This window comes from Gimesia benthica (genome assembly GCF_009720525.1).
Classification (GTDB): domain Bacteria; phylum Planctomycetota; class Planctomycetia; order Planctomycetales; family Planctomycetaceae; genus Gimesia; species Gimesia benthica.
The window spans coordinates 5196674-5215961 of sequence record NZ_CP043930.1; the positions used below are offsets into that span (position 1 = coordinate 5196674).

The window sequence follows — 19288 nt, forward strand, 5'->3', positions numbered from 1 at the left end:
GTTCTTTTTTGTTTGATTCATACTATTCTGCTTCTTTGAGCAGAAATCGTTTTCTGGCTCTTCCCTCAGAAATATAACTGATCATCGCGGCTGGAAGTGCAAAAATAACACACACAGCCGAGATTTCAGAATCCCAGATCACCCACAGGAGACAACTGGAGATAAAAACAAGTATCGCAAGTTCTGCGACTAAGGTCGTTTCTCCTCCTGATGTCCACTTCCACGGCTGATAAAATCCGCAGATTCGTCCCAGGATACTATTCACGAGGAACAAAAACACAAAGGTGATCAGGAGAATGGTTAACAGGAGCTTCATTGGAACGGTCTCTTGCAAAATGCACGACGCGAAATGGCATGGATTCAACCATGTGAAGGTCATCATTTATTAGAGAACGTACTTAAAGCGATGTCGGATTGAAAATTTCAACCCGATTTCGTGATCTGCTGAAGAATTGAGCCGTACGTAAATCAGTCAGGTTTCAGTTCCACCCGCCAGATCAGCCGTTGCTGTTTCTGAGTGGTTGCGCGGTTGAACAGATCCAGTTCTGTTTTTCCTGTGCGGGAGATCGGGACACCTGCGACCGATGGAACGTCGGCGACAGGTACACGGGGCACCGTCAATGACTCTTTCGCCGAATCATCAATCCACAGTTTGGCGGCTGACTGGCTCTCTTCTTTCTCATTGTTAGCTAGCTGCAGTTGCAGATGATGCTGACCGGCAGACAGTTCCCGGGTGAAATGCTCTGTCTCGACCGGCTTCTCCCCGGATTCATCCACGGAGAACAGCCTCAGTCTGGCAGTACGACCTTTCGGGATGACGCAATTCCAGGCATGCCAGTTTTTATAGTCGCGACGACCACCGGCCACAATCAGTTCGCCGGGTTCCACCTCAAGCGGTTTGAACTGATGCGAGTTCTGGAGATCAACCTTGTAGAGAGGTTTCTTGCCTACACTTTCCTGAGCTGGAGCGATGAACTGATCGCGAACACCATCCCAGAACAGTTTCCGTGGCGCCAGGGTACCATTGGGCAACACGCCGCAGACAAGATGTTCCAGATCTTTCCCATTAAATTTCAAATCGAGATAACCAAATTCTGCCAGTGGTTTTGAGGGTCCGGGTTTGCCACTCCAGCCGGTTGCATTCGCATAGCCATAAAAGGTAAGTGCCGGTTTGTCTTCCTGACCGAGTTGGTACCAGCGCTGGATATATTCAAACGGACCATTGATCTCGAACGCTGAGGTAGAGACAAAATAATCATCGGTCCCTCCCAGATTATTCATCATCGCATGCGAGTAATTACCTTTGGATGAAGCCCAGCCTCCGATCATCCGCACCAGCGAGCCATCACTGGTTTTAAAGATGAAGGCGGCCATGGGGGGAGAACGCAGTCGTGGTTTGGTGTCCCAGCTGGCATCCTTGGGGCGGACATCACAGAGGACCGCGACCCTCCAACCCTCATCAGTTGGAACGACCAGAACCGGTGAGCGTTCCGATTTTTTCTTGTCAAAATCAGTGGCCAGATTCCAGTCTCCCCGGAACCGAAGTGGGGTGGCCGCCTTGAAGTCATTGACCTGTAGCAGACGATTAAGGATCACCAGCGATGGTTTCTTGATGAGCTGCTTGAGTAATCCTTGTGGGGAGTTGCTCAACAGTTCTGAAGACTGCAGGTAGTCGACTGCAACATCATAGAACGCGTATTTCTCTTTTGGCTTTTCATCCGAGACGGTCAGCACCACTACCCGTCCGTCGGCTTCGCGGGGAATAATCAGACGCTTGCGTTGCACATACGCGTCCTGTCCCTTCTGTTCGATGCGTCCCTGAATCGTAATCCGCAGACGGGATACCGCTTCCCCGTTCACTTCCAGGGGAACACGTAACTGAACGTTGCCGTCCTTGTCCGATTCCCCTGTTGCCAGAGGGCCAAACCGCTGTGAAGCCCAGAGTTGCCAGTCGTCGGGGGCATTTTCAAAAGCAATCTCGCTGACGGTAATTTTGATATCGGGTACCGGTTCCGCCTGACGATTGACAACCATTATTTTTCGAGGCGAACTGGGTACATACTTTTCCATGGTAATCGTTCGCCGCAGTGACTGACCTCCTGCCAGGTCAATCAGCGCATAGCGCGCAGGATCGTCGAGGGAAGAGGTTGGATAGACGGGCATCTGATAACCGTCGGCACTGACTCGATACGACTCCCGATCGTCGGCGGGCAGATTCCGGACCCGGGCGATTCCCTCTGCATCGGTTTTGACGCGCAGAAAGGTCTCCTGTGCCCATTGATAGCGCTGCTTGTTTTCATCCTTGCTGCGACTGACGATCTGGTTGGCCATCGTCAGAGACTCGGTAGCGGGAATGAACAGCTCCCCACCGAAAAATAATCCATTGGGATTAAATTTGACCTCGGCCCCTTCAATTGGCTGCCCGATGGGATCGACGACTTTCACATCCAGCGAAGTAGTTGGCGTGCAGGGAAGTTCCACTTCTGTCTTAAACAGTCCCGGCGTGAGCGGAAACAGGTGTGGCCAGAACGCATCGTGCCGACTGATGGCATTATCCAGGATCGATGCGTCTCCCGCGTTGTGCCGTTCCAGGTAGTTCTTGTACGACTGAACCATCGGTCGAGTAGACTGATAACCGTCAACCAGCGCAAACAGCTGAGCGGTACCGCCGGTCGGCAGGGAATCAAAAACGAAAGTCCCATCTGGTTTCACAGACGTGGACTGCTGCCAGGTCCAGCTGCCGTCGATCTTATGATCCTGCCCTTCATTAATGTAGAGTTCCACACAGCCGTATTTAATCGGCCGGGGGACTGAGTCATCCAGGCGTCCCTCCAGTCGGATACCTGGTTCGAGAATCGCCACAATTGTACCATCCTCTTCCACGCGTTCCGGTTTAGTGACATCGATCAGGTGGCTGAAGAGCACCGGCCCCTCTTCGTTGCTGGACACAACCCGCATCCAGCGGCGGTCGAGTTTCACGACCGGCGAGGTAAAGAAGCCCAGACGTCGATCGTCCTGTTTGAATTCCCGACCGATAACATGTGAGTCTTCCAGGAGAGGAAAGGCGTCCGGCAGGCGATTTCCTTTCGCATCGACTGCTTTGACGCGAATGATGCGTCCCGGCTGCAGAACCAGTTTCGGGTTGCCGTTGAGTGAATATTGCGTGCCCGCTTTGGCATATCCTTCAGCCTCGGCGGAGATCTGTGCCCGGGCGGCTCCCTCGGGAACCTGAATCGTGACCTCGCCTTTCTGATTGGTGACGGGAGGATTGATTGTGATTTTCCCCAGCATATCCCCTTCATTATCTTCCCACCAGCCGACACGGACCTTAGCGCCGGCGATGGGCCGATCCTGTTCGTCGACAACCTTCACGATTTTCGGCGATGTCTGCTTCAGGTTGATGTCTGGTTTTCCCGGTTTTCTCACCTTGCGGGCAGCCGGCTTCTTTTTCTCGGCCTCGGGTTTATTTGTGTTCTCTTTCGGTTCTACCTGCTTTTCTTTTTGAGGGGGATCCGGTTTTTGAGCAAGCACCTGCGGACTGAAGTGAACCGTCGCCACAACGACGGCAGAGAGGAACGCGAGCAGTCCACAACCATACCGCCAGGCAAGCGGAAGTCGATCGACGGCAGTCGGGCGTTCGAGCCACTTGAGCCGACGCAGCATTTGTGAACGGTCCGCCATCGCCAGCGCAGCCAGACGGGATTCCGCTCCCTGTCTCCGCAGAGCCCAGTGGGCCAGCAGACGCCGGTATTCTCTGAGACTGCTGATGGCATTAGCGGCTTGCGCGTCTGATAAATGCTCACAGGCCAGGCGATGCCGGTGCGGCAATCTCCAGACCAGCGGATGAAACCAGTAGACCGCCTGGGTCAGATGAGTGACCAGATTCCAGAACACATCGCGGCCGGCAACGTGCGCGAGTTCATGCATCAGGATGGCCGACTGTTCCTCTGCTGAGAGTGTCTCATACCATGTGCGGGGGAGATAGATTACCGGCCTAAAGACTCCCGCAGTACAGGGGCTTTCAATCTCTGTCGAGTACCCCACACGATGTGTGCCTTTCAACCGAAGTCGGTCCGCCAGAGACTGACACTGTTGTTGTATGTGATCGGGGACCAGCTCAGAATGTTTGCGCAGAACGGATGCCCGCCGTACCTGCCAGCTGAGTCTGATTAAGAGAACCGTCACGCCTGCCAACCAGACAAGGGTGATTAAAGTGCTTCTTGACAGGGAAGACTTGTCTGATGCTGGTTGCTGGTGAACTGTGTTAGTGGATGGGGTCAGGGGAGTTTCAGAAGTCAGCTCTTCTGGTTCCACATTTCCGGAGGGCGTCATGTTCGAGGATATCGCGATCTCCGGTTCCTGTTCCAGGGGCAGCGGATTGCTGTGATCCGGCGGAGGTGTTTCTTGCGGTACGAAGGGAGTCGTTTGTGTTTCCTCCGTCAGGGATTTTGGAACAGTTTCGCTCTGAGATGCAAAAGCGGGAGGCTTCATGTCGGGAGCACTCTCGATCACGGCTTCTGTCCTCTCTGCTTCCACGGGGGGTAAAATCGCCAGACCCAGTGGTGGTAATACATAACAGACCAGCGGAAACAGCAGGCAGGCGACAGACAGAAAGCGAGTCCACAAAACGGACCAGCGCGGATTGACTGCGGAAAGCGAGTACAGAAGCAGCCACCCGACTGCCAGTAACAGAGTCAGGCGGATTAATGTGTCTTGCAGTAGCTCAGATATATCCATCGCAGATCCTTTCCAAGTGGGAATCTGTGGTCTGTTTCAGTATAGCAGATTATTGCTTACTTTTCGCCGCGGGCAATTTTCTTGAGCTGTTTGAGCTCCTGGGGGTTCAGGCGTTCCTTCTCGGCTAACTCCATCAACAGTTGTCCGGTCGAGCCGCCGGTAAAGACCTCCGCCAGCCGACGCACCATCTGTCGCAGGTGAGTTTCCCGCTTGAGCTTGGGGGCATACAGATACGCCCGACCTTCGCGCTGACGCGTGAGCATACCCCGCTCAACCATGCCTACCAGCACGCTCCGCAAGGTGCCGTTATCGATCTCCCAGCCGAAGGACTCCTGGATTTCCCCCGGCTTTTGCGGCGCTTTGTTCCACAAAAGACGCAGAACCTCCAGCTCATTCTGATTGGGCTGTTCCATTCAATACTCTCCCATTCCGGAACATTAAAAAAATCCAAACTGAACTGTGATTGTTTCACAGTACATGCCGGAGTGCAAGGAGAAAGTGTGGAAAGTTCACATAATGAGAAGAGAGTGCGTGGTGAACTTGTTTCAGAGGCGGGAGTTACTGATTTTTCAATCCCAGCAGCAGGCTGGGATCGTCGGTATAAATGCGTTCGACGCCCTGTTTGAGCAGTTGCTGCATCAAATCGGGATCGTTGACGGTCCAGGCACCCGGCTCGAGGCCGGCGGCTTTGATCTGCTGGACTTTTTCTGGAGTGATCCCACTGTAATGTAGAACCAGGGCTTCAAAGCCGCGCTGCCTGGCAATCTTGATGTCGGCTGCGATATCGGTATCCGCACCACGATCCCAGAAGACGGGGATCTCGGGAGCCAGCTGTTTGACCTGGGTCATGTATTTCAGGTTTCCGTCATTGAAGCCGACCCAGGGCTCCATCTTCAGACGCTTGACCAGTGCGACCGCCTCTTTGACGCAGTCGGCCTTGGGTTGCAGCGAAACACGGGTTTTGTGCTGTTGCTTGACGAGTAGCAGTACTTCCTCGAGCAATGGCATCTGCTGGGGCGGGCATTCTGTTTTGGTCAGCTGCTTTCTGCGACGGAAGTCGGTAGCGACGTCAATCGTTTTCAGTTCTGCATATGTGGAATCGGCCACGTCCCGGTTCTGGTCACCCACCCGCTTCGTGGTCTTGTCATGTGTGACGACCAGCTTACCGTCCTTCGTGAGAAAGATGTCGAGTTCCAGCCAGTCTGCACCCGCTAAGATTCCACTTTCAAAAGCGGGGATGGTGTTCTCCGGCCAGGCAACGGAATTGCCGCGATGGGCGGTGACACCGTTCTTTAAAAAGGAGTGTTCCTCAGCAGGAAGTACCGTCAGCAGGTTGAGAGCGAACAGTAACGCGCATACAAATTTCATCAGTTGAGACTCCAGAAAGAAAAACCAGAGCCCATGCTAGCGGGCCCCAGTGAAGATCTCAAGAAGAGCAGATGAAATTCAGCGATGCGTTCAGGCGATGATATCGTGGACGACATTCGTTTCGAACTGATGCGTCAGCCGTTCGCCCAGGCCGTTGCGCTGGTAGACCAGTCTTTCATGGTCCATGCCCAACAGGTGCAGAATGGTCGCGTGCCAGTCCTGGATGCTGACGCGGTTTTCCACGGAAGCGTAGCCGACTTCATCGGTGCTGCCGTAAACCAGACCCCGTTTGACTCCCCCACCCGCCATCCAGGCTGAGAAACCGTAGGGGCCATGATCGCGGCCGGCGAGTTTCATCTGGGCGTTGTTGGTGATCTGGGCCGTCGGCAGACGTCCGAACTCACCACCCCAGAGGACCAGCGTTGAATCGAGCAGTCCCCGCTGACGCAGGTCTTTGAGCAGCCCCGCGACCGGCAGGTCAGTCTGGCCACAGGCACTCTGCAAGGAATTTGCAATCTTGGAATGGTTATCCCAGAGTTGAGTGCGAGTATAAAGCTGAACGAAGCGAACTCCTTTCTCGACCAGACGTCGGGCCAGCAGGCAGCGTCTGCCGAAACTTTCGGTCTCTTGCTGATCGATGCCATACATGGCCAGGGTTTCCTGCGTTTCCTGTGCCAGGTCGAGTGTCTCGGTCGCTTCGAGCTGCATGTTGGCAGCCATCTCGTAATTCTGTATGCGGGCTTCCAGCTCCTGCTGACCGGGGCGTTGTTTCTGATGCATGCGGTCGAGCTGTTTGAGCAGCTGTTGTTTGTTGCGACTGACCTGCTCGGTGTGAGCGTAATCGGGAGCCAAGTTCAACAGCGGAGAGCCCGTCGATTTCATTCGCGTTCCCTGGTAGAGGGGCGAAAGGTAACCCGACATCCAGTTGTCCACGTTGTTGACAGGCAGTCGATTGGTGGGATCAGCGAGTACCACGTAAGCGGGCAGATTCTGATTTTCATTCCCCAGACCGTATGTAACCCAGGAGCCGAGCACTGGATGCCCGGGAAACGTCTGGCCGGACTGCATTTTGTAAATGGCCGGTTCGTGGTTGGGATGCACGTTGTACATCGAGCGGACAATCGTCATCTCGTCCACTTCCTGCGCAATGTGGGGTAGCGCATTGGAAACCCAGGCTCCCGACTTGCCGTGCCGCTTGAATTCAAACGGGCTCTGCATGAGTTTCCCGGTGCGGTCGGTTTCGAATACAGCGTTGCCGGTAAGTTCGCGGGGGGCGGTCTGTCCATGATACTTCTTCAAGGCGGGCTTGGGATCGAACAAGTCAACCTGGCTGGGGCCGCCCTGCATGCAGAGATGAATGACCGACGTGGCGCGGGGAGTGAAATGCGGACGACGCGGCTGCAGGTTCTCTGGAAGATTCTGAGCGCGATGTGTTTCTGCTCCGAAGGCCTGCTGCCCCAGCAGGGAGGACAGCGCAACACCACACAGACCGTCTGTCATGCGATCAAAAAAGCGACGACGGGAAAGTTCAGTCAGCAGTTCATTTTGTAGCGGGGGAACGGTCATGTCTTCTCAGTCGATGTAAAGAAATTCGGCGGAGTTGAGCAACACGTGGCAGTATTCAGTAAATCCGTCAGCAGGACGGGAATCCTGTTGGGAATCCTTTTCAGCTGGGGGATTCAGTAACTTCAGTGAGTCGAGGGCCAGCGCAAGTTCTGTCTCAGCAGGGGGACGCTGGTAGGCCAACTGGTAAGCCAGCTTAATCTGTTGAGCAGGATCGTCTCCCGCCTGCTTCCGTACTCGATCCGCAAAGTAGACCGCCAGTTCGTGTACCATTTTATTGTTGACCAGCAGCAGGGGCTGGGAAACGACATTGGAAATCTTCCGTTCGGTGCAGTTCGGGTTCATCTGGGGCAGGTCAAACACTTCCAGGAAGGTCGGCATTTCTTTTCGGCGGTGACGGACATAAACGCTGCGTCGCCAGCCGTCCTCACTCCGCTTCGCAGTTACCAGTCCATCTTTCCGGACTTCCACAGCGACTGGCTGACCATACTTGGTCTCGTCGAGTTCGCCGGCAGTGAAGATCAGAGCGTCGCGCAGTTCCTCTGCTTCGAGTCGTCTGAGTGGCATACGGGAAAGCAGTTCGTTTTCCGGATCCTGTTTCTCCAGTTCCGGTGTGACGCCAGATGACTGCCGGTAGGCACGCGAGGTCATGATCAGCCGATGCAGTTTTTTGAACTGCCAGCCCTGCTGGACGAATTCAACCGCCAGCCAGTCCAGTAGTTTGGGATGGCTGGGAGGCGTTCCCAGGGCGCCAAAGTTGTCGATACTCTTCACCAGGCCGGTACCAAAATGTTTGTGCCAGATGCGATTCACAATCACCCGGGAAGTCAGCGGATGGTCGGGCTGCGTCAACCAGCGGGCAAACGCCAGTCTGCGTCCGGTTTTCTCATCGGTCTGTAACGAAGGATCAATGCGATAAGGCGAGATGCCTGCGGCGATCGCAGACGGCGGCCCCGGTTCCACAGGACGGGTGGGTTGCATCTCGTCGCCACGGCGATAGATATAGGTCGGCGAAGGACGCCCCCGGTCCCAGAGAGCCCGGATCATTTCCGGGGTTTTGAGAGAGGCCTTTAAGTCCTTGAGCTCTTTGTCGAGTTTCTTCTTTTCCGCCTTGTCCAGTTTCTTGTCTTTGAGTTTCGATTCGACGTCTGCAATTTTGGCTTCGATCGGTGCATTGTGCTGATCGATGGCGGCCTGTTCTTCCTTGGGAACCAGGGTCAGCAGACGACTGCGGGCCCGCTTCCACTGGTTGCTGAAAGGTTGGGGCGTCATCCAGTCGTACTCGTCGTAGGCTCCCTTAAAGATCGCCATAGAACGGTAATAGTCGCGCTGCGGAATCGGATCATACTTGTGACTGTGACAGCGGGCACAATTCATCGTCAGGCCCAGCACACTGCGGTACAGCACGTCGAGTTCATCCGAGATGACCTCCAGACGGTCAGTCACACGATTCACCGGGTTGGCTGAGGTCCCATCGGGCGCCATCCGCAGAAAGCCGGTCGCGACCAGCTTTTCAATCAGTTCGGGAGTGACTTCCGAGGCGTGTTGATGATCGACCAGTTCATCGCCGGCCAACTGTTCGGTGAGGAAGACATCGTAAGGTTTGTCTTCACCAAAAGACTGAATCACATAATCCCGGTAGCGATACGCGTATTTGCGGATCAGGTCGGCACTCCGTTTTCCTTCGGAATCCGCGTATCCCGCCAGGTCGAGCCAGAACTGTCCCCACTTCTCGCCATAACGGGGAGAAGCGAGCAGACGATCGACCAGTTGTTCATAGGCGTCCGGACTTTCATCCGCGAGAAATGCCTGTACTTCGTCTTGTGTGGGAGGCAGTCCTGTTAAGGCATAAGTTGCGCGGCGGATCAACGTTCGCTTGTCTGCCTCGGGGGCATAGGAGAGGTCAGCTGCTTCCAGCTTACGGAGCAGGAAGGCATCGATCGGATTTTTCACCAGTGTCTGATGTTTGACTGCGGGCGGAGTGACCTGCTGGGGAGGCTGGAATGACCAGAACTGACGATCTTCCGATGTGACCAGTGGATCCTGGTCGAGGCGAAACGGTTCGCTGTTGTCATCTTCATGCAGGCCTTCGGTGATCCAGGTTTTCACCGTTTCCAGTTCCGCGGCAGGCATCGGTTCGATTCCTGCGCGGCTGATCTCCGCTTTGGGCGGGCAGGTCTTCTCTATTATATATTTGACCAACGGGCTCTCGTCGGGCTGACCTGTGATGACCGCAGGACCTGCGTTACCGCCGGTCAGCATGGCTGCCTTGGTTCGCAGGTCGAGCCCCCCTTCCTGGTATTCCGGGCCGTGACACATCACACATCGGCGATAGAGGATCGGAATTACATCGTGCTGCGAAATTCGGCTTTCCGCCACAGACTGGGGCGCTGCTTTGAACTTGAGTCCGCCGCTGATCCACAGGCGCACGGTCTCGATTTCGGCTTTCGAAAGCAGCGTTTCGCCTTCCGGGGGCATCAGCTCTTCGTGCAGATAATCATAGAGCAGACTCTCTTCCGGTTGACCTGAGACGAGCCCTGCTCCTGATTCGCCTCCCTTGAGCAGGCCGGCGGTTGAGCTCAGATCGAATTCCGCTTTGCGGTTTTTCTTACTGTGGCATTTGACGCAGTGTTTCTGAAAGATCGGCAGGACGGTGTCTTCGTAAACAACGGATTTTTGTTCAGCGGGGGCGTCTGCAGCGTGACTGACGACGGTAGTGAAGTGCAGGCAGACAATCAGACAGTTGCACAGCAGGCCGGTGATGGTACGACGGGAAACGACCATTGCTGAAGGTTTCTCGCGATTAGAGGCAGGCGTTGATGGAGGATGACAATCGGGTCTGATTGTCCGTATGACTCAAGCTGGTAGTCACTCCCGTTCTGCGCGCGTCCAGAACTCGGGAAGGAACATAATTATAACAGTTTATGTGTCGGTTCTGTCAAGCACGAACCCCGACGATTCCTGTTTCGGCGGGTTCTACTTGACTGGGCTGCCTGAGCGGTCCGATGTGAAGAATCGCTATAAACTCTGTTTCCTGTTACAAAGTTGTTGACTCTCAATTCTCAGAAATTACGATTGAATTTCGTTGGAAGGGATGAGGAGCCCCACTATTTCGAGTGACTTTTTTCAGGAATCAGTTTGATGATCAGATCGCAAATCATGAAAGCAGGCCTCAGTGTGCTTGTACTGATGTTGCTGCTCTCCAGTGGACCGGCGCTTCAGGCCGGCGTGAGCAAAGATGCGGCGAGTAAGTATCTTAAGGATGTGCAGGCAGGAAACCCCGGTTTGAAATCGGTGGGAAAAATTACATTCGGACCCGGCGGATTGCTGGTGGTGGCGGACCCTGCGAAAGCGACAATTACAGTTATTGATACTCACGATGCGGGACCTCTGCAGAAGCTGGAGAAGAAAGTGCCCCAGATTGATGTCGCGGTGGCGGCCAGCCTGGGCGTCGAACCCGATCAGATCGACATTGCCGATATGGCCGTCAATTCACAGAGTGGCAAAGTCTATCTCTCGGTCAAACGCAAAACCGACAATCAACCAGCGATTCTGGTGATTGACGCGAAGGGGAAAGTCAAAAACTTCGATCTGTCGAATGTCGACTATATCCAGGTCTCACTTCCCGGCGGTGAAAAATCCAAAATTCGCAACATCACCGGCGTTGCGCTGGCCAGTGATCGTCTCCTGGCAGCAGCACAGTCGAACGAAGAGTTCGCCAACAAGATTTACTCGATCCCACTGCCGCTGACACATGGCACCTCGGCCAAAATTTTCAGCGCCGAAACCTATCATGTGGCTCATCGCCGCTGGGAAACCAAGGCCCCGATTCAGTCGTTCGTACCTTATTCGAATAAAGGTAAGAACTATATTGTCGGTGCGTTCGCCTGCACGCCGATTGCCAAGTTCCCCCTGGATGAACTGCAGTCCGGCAGCAAGGTCAAGGGAACCAGTGTTGTCGAACTAGGATCGGGTAACCGTCCGCTGGACATGTTGACCTACGAAAGTAACGGCAAGGAATGGTTGCTGACAAACACCTTCCGCTTCCACTGGAAGAAGAGCATGTACGGCCCCAGTAAGTGGTGGGGCGTTCGCGTCAACATGGATTACCTCGAGGCAGAGGACATCAATGAGGAAGCGGCTCGCCGCGATGTGAAACAGAAACAGGGGCCCAATGGCATTGAAATCGTCGATCAGCTCTCTGGTGCCGTGCACATCGACAAGCTGCAGAAAAAGGAAATCGTTGTGCTGCGTGACAACGACGGACACCTCGATCTGGAAATTGCCGAATTGCCATAACCCGTTCGGTTTTTGATTTTCGGGCTCTTTCCGGTTTTTAAACCAACGGGAAAGAGCCTGTTTTTATTCACGAAACAAATGAGCGGCATGGCGCTAGCCACCGGTATCGGAGAACCGCGTGTTTTCCAGATTACCGGCGATTAACGCCGTTCCGCTCACCTGTGCTCGAATGGTGTTGCGATGTTGTTATCAGTCCCAGCTGGAAAACTAGTCTCAATCACGCTGCTTTTGGTGACCACTTTCAACCTGATATCACCTGAGTATGCACAGGCAACCGGCTCACCCGATGACCGTCTGTTTCAACTTTGTTTTGAAGCAGACAAACAGGACCCGCGGCAGTGCCGCGTAATAGTGACAGCAGCTGATTCCCGACTCTGGACAACGCTCCGTGATGCCTCCGAGGAACAGTACCAGCAGGTCCTGTCACTGAAGCGGGAAAGCAAATCTTCTCAAGAGCTGCCACCTATGCTGGGACGCTATGAACTGCAAGACCAGCGGCTCACCTTTCAGCCTGCATTTCCGCTCGTGAGAGGCGGACGCTATCAGGCATCCTTTGACGCGCGTGCGTTACAACTGGCTGGGAAAGAGGGAGAACAGCGTCTGCACAAAACATACGCCATTCCCCTGCCCGAAACAAAACCGCCGCGGGTGCTGTCGATCTATCCTTCGGGTAAACAGCTCCCCGCCAATCATTTGAAGTTTTACATTCAGTTTTCGGAGCCGATGCAGCAGGGGGACATCTTTGATTATTTTTCGCTGTATAACAAAACTCAGCAGCAACTGGTCCCCCGACCGTTTCGACACACTGAGCTCTGGTCTCCCGATGGGAAGCAACTGACACTCTGGTTTCATCCCGGGCGGCAGAAGACGGGCGTAAATCTGAATGTCGAACTGGGGGCGATCCTGAATGCCGGACAGGAGTATGAATTACGGATCAACCCGAAGTGGTCGGCACTGACGGGGCATGCACTGGGACAGGAAGTTAAAAAAACATTCTCAGCTGTCGCCATGGATGAACGTCAGCCGAAACCAGAGTCATGGCAACTGAAAATTCCGACCTCCGGAACACGAGCGCCGTTGATTTGTGAACTGGGGGAATCGCTGGATTACGCCCTGCTGCACAGTCAGCTTCGGATTGAGACGACCAGTGGAAAAACGGTTCCCGGCAAGATCGAACTGGCGGATCACGAATCGGTCTGGAAGTGGACCCCGGAAAAACCCTGGCAGCCGGGCCGCTATCAGCTGGTGATCGGTTCTGTGCTGGAAGATCTCGCGGGCAACAGCCTGCAACAGCCTTTCGCCGTTGATCTCTCTCTAAAGCAGACAGGCTCGAACACGGTGGGGGAATTCGTTACACTCGGGTTTGAAATCAAATAAGCTAAGCTCTTCAAATCTGAGGTTCATCGATGTGTCGCGCGCTCATCTTCCTGATGCTCTGTTGTTGTTCGCTTCCCCTTTCGGCAGCAGAGACCCCGCCGAACATCGTCTTTATTCTGGCCGACGATCTGGGCTGGCATGATCTGCACTGTTATGGGGGAAAGCTCGCTGATACGCCCCACCTTGACCGGTTGGCGAAACAGGGAATGAAGTTCACGAATGCTTATTCTCCGGCGCCAATCTGCTCTGCTTCACGGGCCTCAATTCTAACCGGAAAGACACCTGCGAGGCTGCATTTTGAATTCGTCACGAAGCCGGCCGGAGTGCAACCGCCGACTCGTCTGATGCAGCCCCCCGCTTACACGCAGGACCTGCCTTTGAAAGAAGTCACACTCGGCGAGATGTTGCAGCAGGCCGATTACGAGACCGGCTTCTTCGGGAAGTGGCACGTGAATGAGCATTATCAACGTTATCTGGGCTGGAGTCCGACACACGGTCCCCGCCAGCAGGGATTTCAAAAAGCCGTCGAAACCTTCGGCAGTCATCCCTATGCCAAAAAGTTCGCCTGGAAACCGGGAGACTTTAAAAAGGATCAGTTTCCTCCTGACGCAGTTACCGAGAATGCTATCCGCTTCCTGCAACAGAAACGCAGGCAGCCGTTCTTTCTGTATCTCTCTTATTTCCATGTGCACACACCGGTTAAAGCACCCACCGACTGGCTGATAGAAAAGTATCGGAGCCGCACTGCAGCCGGTCCGGGAAATCAAAAGCTTCGCACGCACTATGGTGCGTTTATTGAAACCCTCGATACCTATGTGGGACAGGTACTGGACGCGCTGGATCAACAGGGCCTGCGCGATTCCACCCTCGTCGTCTTTACGTCTGATAACGGCGGACATCCCGAGTATGCCGCCAATGGTCCCCTGCGGGGAAGTAAGTGGAACCTGTATGAGGCGGGGATCCGTGTGCCCTTATTGGTCCGCTGGCCCGGGCATGTGAAAGCGGACAGCGTGTGCGAAGTACCGGTCAGCGGGACCGATCTGTTTCCTACTTTTTGTGAAGTCGCAGTGGGAAACTGTGACTCGCTGACGCTCGATGGTCAATGTCTGGTCCCGCTGCTGGAGGGGAAAACAGCCGCATGGCAGACGCGACCGCTGACCTGGCATTTTCCGTATTATCATCCGGAAAAAGGGTATGAAACAGCAAAAGAGACGATCGGCGTCAATGATTTCGCGGTGAGCAAAACCCGACCTGTCTCTGCGATTCGCAGTGGAGACTGGAAGCTGCTGCAGTTTTATGAAACGGGAAAACGAGAGCTGTACGATCTAAGCAACGATCCGGGTGAGCAGCATGATTTAAGTGCCAGCCAGCCGGAAAAGGCCGCGCAGCTGGGAACGCAGCTTCAACAGATGCTGCAGGACATGCAGGCCCGTTATCCGACTGCGGCTGCTTCTCAAAAGTGAATCGCGGTTTAAGCGAGTTCGGCGATCGGGGCGGAAGGACCTTCGACCAGAGGCGTGGGACGTCCTCCCGGTTTGATCCAGTGTCCGTAAGGATCGATGCCCAGCTTGCTGAACACGGTGGCACCCAGGTCGCCCGGGCCCAGACGTCGTTCGGCAATTTCACCACCACGACGATCGGTAGCACCAATCACCTGACCGCCGGGCACACCTGCACCGGCTGCCAGCATCGACATGACGGGAGTCCAGTGACCACGTCCATCGGTTTTGGTGATGACCGGCCCACGACCGAATTCACCCAGGACAAGGACCAGGGTTGAATCGAGCAGGCCGCGTTCTTCCAGATCGCTGATGAGCGTTGTCACGCCATGATCGAACGAGGGAAGCATCGGTTTCAGACCTTTGGTGATTCCGCCCCACTTGACTTCGTCACCGTGATGATCCCAGTGTCCCCAGGCATCACTCATGGTGATGAAGGTAACACCCGCTTCAACGAGGCGGCGGGCCAGCAGTGATTTGCGACCAAACGAGCTGTCGCCGTACTTGTCGCGGATCTTCTGAGGTTCTTTGTTGAGGTCGAAGGCACGGGCGACATTTCCCGACAGGACCATGTCGTAAGCTTCCTGTACGTAGCGATCCTGGAGGGCCAGGTCGGATGACATGTCAGCATGTTTTCGCATCTGGTCAAACTGACGACGGAGTGCATCACGGTCGGTGAGGCGGGAAGATGTGACGCCATCCGGCATGCCGAACTTACCGGCTGCTTTGACGCCATCCAGTGGTTCATAGCGATGTCCCAGGTGCCCTGCACCGTAGATGTCGGCAGCCATGCTGTCGGCCAGCGCGACGAAACCAGGCATCCCCGGAACGTTGGGACCACGGAATTTTGCAGCTACCGAACCCATGGAAGGATAGCCGCCCCCGTCACGGTTGTCGTTGGTTCGACGTGATTTGGGATTCGCTGCCTGGAAGGTGGTGGGTGTGTGATTGCTGGCTGTGGCATCCATTGAGCGAATGATGGCGAACTTGTCCATCATCGCTGCCTGCTTGGGCAGGTGCTCGCAAATTTCAATGCCGCTGACTGAAGTCTGTATCGGATTGAAGGGACCACGAATTTCTTTCGGGGCCTGAGGTTTCAAATCCCAGGTATCAAGCTGACTGGGACCGCCGGACAGCCAGATCATAATCACCGACTTGGCCTGGTACTTTTGGCTGATTTGTGCCTGGGGAGCGGCCTGTGCCTTTTGTCGTAACAGCTCCGGAAGTGACAAACCAGCGAGACCAGCCATGCCTGTCTGCAGGAACCAGCGACGGCTGCCACTGCGAATCAGGTCTGAACCGGGAGCGAAGCTGGCAAAACTGCTGCCGCTCTGATGGTGTCTTCCGTGTGTATTTTCTGGGTTGAAGTCTGACTGGGACATCCGAATTCTCCCATTTCAAAATCGAGGATTCGATTATTAATTAGGATTAGATAAAAACTGGTGTGGTAAATAAAAAAACAGCTTTTATCTCATACCCTGTGTGGTGAGTAGCGCTGGCAGGAATATGAAGGTTCTTTAATCATCAGCATACACAAATATGATCGGAAAGAACAGCGCGAAATTCCGCATTAATCTCCAGATTCGTTCGCTGTGTGTTCGTGTGTATACATTTCTCTTGCTCTAATCGGTGTATCCCGAATAAAAGGTGGTGTCTGAGGGCCTGATTTCAGGAAAGTTTCAACAGCTTGATTGCATTTTCTCGACAGATCTTGCTGCGGACCTCGTCGGGCAGAACCAGTTTTTCGAACAGTTCGAACTGGGGAACATGCTGACCGGGAGCGAGGTAATCGGTGCCGAACATGATCCGGTCCTGACGTCGGATCAGGAATTCCGTTCCGAATTCCATATCACGGGAAATTGAGTTGGCTCCCGAACCCGCGGAGAGATCTCCGTAGATGTTGGGGTAGCGGCTCATCAGATCATCAATCGCACCACCTGGTTCAACTTTCGATTTCGGGTAGCCCCCCAGTGATTTCTGATCGAGACCGCCGGAAATCGATGCCCACCAGCCGGGACCATGGCCGATGAAGTTCAGTTCGGGAAATGTCTTCAGTGCGTTCTCAAGTCGCTTGAGACCGGGAACATCTTTGCCGCGAATGTTATCGATATGGAACAGCAGCGGAATGCCGACTTCCTGGCAGGCTTCGTAAACGCGCATCATCAGTGGATCATCGAAATTCAGACCGACTTTGTGTTCCCCGAAGCCTTTGGCTCCCTGATCGACCCAGCCCTGGATCATGCCCGTGAGTGCCTTGACCGAGCCGGCGTGCGTTGTGCGAGGGTCGACCGAGCAGAAGGGAATCAGACGATCGGGATGATCTTTGGCAGCCGCCAGCACCGATTCGGTTGTTTGCAGATACTTCGTAGATTCAGGCGAAGTCAAAGGCAGCACCACCGCTTTCTCGACTTCGAATTCATCCATCCAGCTGATTAAGGCTTCAGGTGACAGATTCTTCTTCGGGTCTGTGTAGGTGCCGATGTGCGTGTGGACGTCAATGAACCCGGTGCCCGCTTCGATACTGGGAGCTGCCGCCTGAGCACGGCTGGTCGGCCATTGACCGGCTGCACATCCAAGGCCAGCGAGGAACAGTGATTTCGAAAAGGCACGTCGGGAAATATTCATCGCTCATTCCTTTGGGGGGATTTTTGAAGGAAGGTTCACTAATTGCTTTCTTCCATTCAAAACAACCCCCGCAGGAATTACAAGAGCGGTTCTGAAATTATTTGGGGACGCGACGTCGGTTTTCGAACTTGATCTGAGTGACCCCTTTGGGATGCACGTTGGCCTGTTCAATGCGTGCATGCAGCTGCTTTGCCAGCTTCGCACGCACTTCTGCCGTCGCTGGATCGCCGGCCAGATTCTTCATTTCTGCAGCGTCTGACTGATGATCGTAAAGCTCGACACCCAGCTTTCCCTTTTCTCCCCATTCGGTATAACGATAACGAGGAGTTCGCAGACTGTAGCCGTTGGCGTATTGAGTGAATGCCGAATCGCGCGATGCCACGGAGGCGTCTTTGAGTGTGGGAACCTGGCTCACTCCAACTGCAGAGGCAGGGGCTTTCAGGCCCGTCAGTTCTGCCAGTGTGGGATAAAAGTCGACCATTTCTGCAGGTGCTTCTGCTGTCTGACCCTGGGCAAGTACACCCGGGCCGGCGATGATCAGCGGCACATGCGTCGCATTTTCGTACAGCGTCGTTTTCTGCCAGTGTCCGTGCTCACCCATGTGATAACCATGATCGGAGGTGAAAACGACAATCGTGTTCTCTTCCAGCCCACTCTCTTTCAGTGCTTCCAGAATTTTGCCGAGTTGTGCGTCAGCAAAGGTGATGGAGGCGTAGTACGCCTGAATTGCCTGGCGGGCCAGATCATCAGGCAAGTCGATCTGTACTTTCTTCCGTCTCACTGACTGCCGGGCCGGTTTGGGAATCGTGTCGAGATAGCCTTCGGGAACCTGTGGGACTTTGATCTGCTCAGTGGGATACTTTTTGAAGTAGTCCTTGGGAGCGACATAAGGTGTGTGTGGACGGTAGAGGCCGACCGCCATGAAGAACGGCTGCTTACTTTTGGCAAACTTCTGCAGCTGTTCGATGGCGATATCCGCGGCAATGCCGTCTGTCTGTTCTGCGTCAGTTCCCTCTGCAGCGAGCCAGCTGAGTGTGCCTCCAAAACTGCCGGGGGTCAGAGTGAAAATCAGATCCTCATCATCCACATCGCGTCCGCGGGGATTGAAGGTCTGATTCCAGGAATAAGGGTCGTCGTGTCCGCCGGTCCCGATATGTTTGGGAACGTTGTAGTGATAGATCTTCCCCACCCGGGTAGCGAAGTAACCGTTGTCACGAAACATCTGCGGAATGGTTTTCACGTTGGGGACGTGTTCGCGGATGTAGATTGCATTGCGATGGACGAGCGTCTGATCGGGGTACATGCCGGTCATGAAGGAGGCCCGACTGGGACCACACAGCGGAAACTGGCAGTAGGCATTCTGAAAGCGAACCCCCCGTTTTGCCAGCTGATCGATATTCGGAGACTGGACCTGCGGATGACCATAGCAACCCAGATCGCAGTTGAGGTCGTCGCAGATCAGGAACAGAACGTTGGGTCTGCTCTCTTCAGCTGAGACGGCTGATAGAGAATTGAAAAACAGCGCGCTGCAAGCGAAGGCAAACAGCAGAGATCGACCGAGGCTGTGGATCATGAATGTACTCCCAGGGGAATTAGAATTAAGAACCAGCGAATGTGTACACACTCTTATCCTAACAGAGTGGAGGCCCTGTTTCAGTAGGGAATACCAGGTTCCATTTGAAGTTTTTGAGGCTCAGACTGACTCGTGAATTACAGGTCAAACCCGATTTTTTGTTACAGAGATTTATTTCTGTGAATCCCTGTTAATTCTTATTTGTTTACTGCTAAACAGTATTGATTGTCTCTGAACTGGAGTTTAG

At 54.3% G+C, this 19288-nt stretch carries 12 protein-coding genes; 3 read left to right on the plus strand and 9 right to left on the minus strand.

From position 1 onward, the window contains the following. Nucleotides 1-22: 22 nt before the first annotated feature. The 6 genes from F1728_RS20190 to F1728_RS20215 form a co-directional block, all read right to left on the minus strand. A complete protein-coding gene (locus tag F1728_RS20190) occupies nt 23-316 on the minus strand; it encodes a hypothetical protein (RefSeq protein ID WP_155365587.1) in 294 nt (97 codons plus the stop codon). A 152-nt stretch (nt 317-468) separates the two neighbouring features. Continuing rightward, the gene (locus F1728_RS20195; protein ID WP_155365588.1) at nt 469-4737 is read right to left on the minus strand and encodes a M56 family metallopeptidase; all 4269 of its coding nucleotides are present in this window, start codon (nt 4735-4737) and stop codon (nt 469-471) included. 56 nt (nt 4738-4793) lie between these two features. Next, a complete protein-coding gene (locus F1728_RS20200) occupies nt 4794-5150 on the minus strand; it encodes a BlaI/MecI/CopY family transcriptional regulator (protein WP_155365589.1) in 357 nt (118 codons plus the stop codon). 145 nt (nt 5151-5295) lie between these two features. Beyond that, complete coding sequence (locus F1728_RS20205) at nt 5296-6105, minus strand: glycerophosphodiester phosphodiesterase (protein WP_155365590.1); 810 nt, start codon at nt 6103-6105, stop codon at nt 5296-5298. A gap of 90 nt (nt 6106-6195) precedes the next feature. After that, nucleotides 6196-7671, minus strand: a complete 1476-nt coding sequence (locus tag F1728_RS20210) for a DUF1501 domain-containing protein (RefSeq protein WP_155365591.1) — start codon at nt 7669-7671, stop codon at nt 6196-6198. A 6-nt stretch (nt 7672-7677) separates the two neighbouring features. Then, a complete protein-coding gene (locus F1728_RS20215) occupies nt 7678-10452 on the minus strand; it encodes a PSD1 and planctomycete cytochrome C domain-containing protein (protein WP_155365592.1) in 2775 nt (924 codons plus the stop codon). 357 nt (nt 10453-10809) lie between these two features. Here F1728_RS20215 and F1728_RS20220 point away from each other — a divergent pair, with 357 nt between their 5' ends. From F1728_RS20220 to F1728_RS20230, 3 genes are all read left to right on the plus strand, one after another. Further along, the gene (locus F1728_RS20220; RefSeq protein ID WP_155365593.1) at nt 10810-11967 is read left to right on the plus strand and encodes a hypothetical protein; all 1158 of its coding nucleotides are present in this window, start codon (nt 10810-10812) and stop codon (nt 11965-11967) included. Between the two features lie 180 nt (nt 11968-12147). Beyond that, nucleotides 12148-13344 carry a hypothetical protein gene (locus tag F1728_RS20225; protein ID WP_155365594.1) on the plus strand — a complete coding sequence of 399 codons (1197 nt, stop codon included), beginning with the start codon at nt 12148-12150 and terminating at the stop codon, nt 13342-13344. A gap of 29 nt (nt 13345-13373) precedes the next feature. Then, on the plus strand, nt 13374-14807 hold the full coding sequence (locus tag F1728_RS20230; protein ID WP_155365595.1) for a sulfatase: 1434 nt from the start codon (nt 13374-13376) through the stop codon (nt 14805-14807). A gap of 8 nt (nt 14808-14815) precedes the next feature. On the opposite strand, the gene F1728_RS20235 is transcribed toward F1728_RS20230, so the two are convergent. The 3 genes from F1728_RS20235 to F1728_RS20245 all read right to left on the minus strand — a co-directional run bounded on the left by F1728_RS20235 (nt 14816) and on the right by F1728_RS20245 (nt 19041). After that, nucleotides 14816-16225, minus strand: a complete 1410-nt coding sequence (locus F1728_RS20235) for a DUF1501 domain-containing protein (RefSeq protein WP_145043540.1) — start codon at nt 16223-16225, stop codon at nt 14816-14818. Between the two features lie 286 nt (nt 16226-16511). Then, a complete protein-coding gene (locus F1728_RS20240) occupies nt 16512-17468 on the minus strand; it encodes an amidohydrolase family protein (protein WP_155365596.1) in 957 nt (318 codons plus the stop codon). A 97-nt stretch (nt 17469-17565) separates the two neighbouring features. Further along, complete coding sequence (locus F1728_RS20245) at nt 17566-19041, minus strand: sulfatase (protein WP_155365597.1); 1476 nt, start codon at nt 19039-19041, stop codon at nt 17566-17568. Nucleotides 19042-19288: the final 247 nt, after the last annotated feature.

Bases quoted from the DNA above. Each gene is read 5' to 3' on its own strand.
- F1728_RS20190 (WP_155365587.1), bottom strand. From the start codon at position 316: ATGAAGCTCCTGTTAACCATTCTCCTGATCACCTTTGTGTTTTTGTTC.
- F1728_RS20195 (WP_155365588.1), bottom strand. From the start codon at position 4,737: ATGGATATATCTGAGCTACTGCAAGACACATTAATCCGCCTGACTCTG.
- F1728_RS20200 (WP_155365589.1), bottom strand. From the start codon at position 5,150: ATGGAACAGCCCAATCAGAATGAGCTGGAGGTTCTGCGTCTTTTGTGG.
- F1728_RS20205 (WP_155365590.1), bottom strand. From the start codon at position 6,105: ATGAAATTTGTATGCGCGTTACTGTTCGCTCTCAACCTGCTGACGGTA.
- F1728_RS20210 (WP_155365591.1), bottom strand. From the start codon at position 7,671: ATGACCGTTCCCCCGCTACAAAATGAACTGCTGACTGAACTTTCCCGT.
- F1728_RS20215 (WP_155365592.1), bottom strand. From the start codon at position 10,452: ATGGTCGTTTCCCGTCGTACCATCACCGGCCTGCTGTGCAACTGTCTG.
- F1728_RS20220 (WP_155365593.1), top strand. From the start codon at position 10,810: ATGATCAGATCGCAAATCATGAAAGCAGGCCTCAGTGTGCTTGTACTG.
- F1728_RS20225 (WP_155365594.1), top strand. From the start codon at position 12,148: ATGTTGTTATCAGTCCCAGCTGGAAAACTAGTCTCAATCACGCTGCTT.
- F1728_RS20230 (WP_155365595.1), top strand. From the start codon at position 13,374: ATGTGTCGCGCGCTCATCTTCCTGATGCTCTGTTGTTGTTCGCTTCCC.
- F1728_RS20235 (WP_145043540.1), bottom strand. From the start codon at position 16,225: ATGTCCCAGTCAGACTTCAACCCAGAAAATACACACGGAAGACACCAT.
- F1728_RS20240 (WP_155365596.1), bottom strand. From the start codon at position 17,468: ATGAATATTTCCCGACGTGCCTTTTCGAAATCACTGTTCCTCGCTGGC.
- F1728_RS20245 (WP_155365597.1), bottom strand. From the start codon at position 19,041: ATGATCCACAGCCTCGGTCGATCTCTGCTGTTTGCCTTCGCTTGCAGC.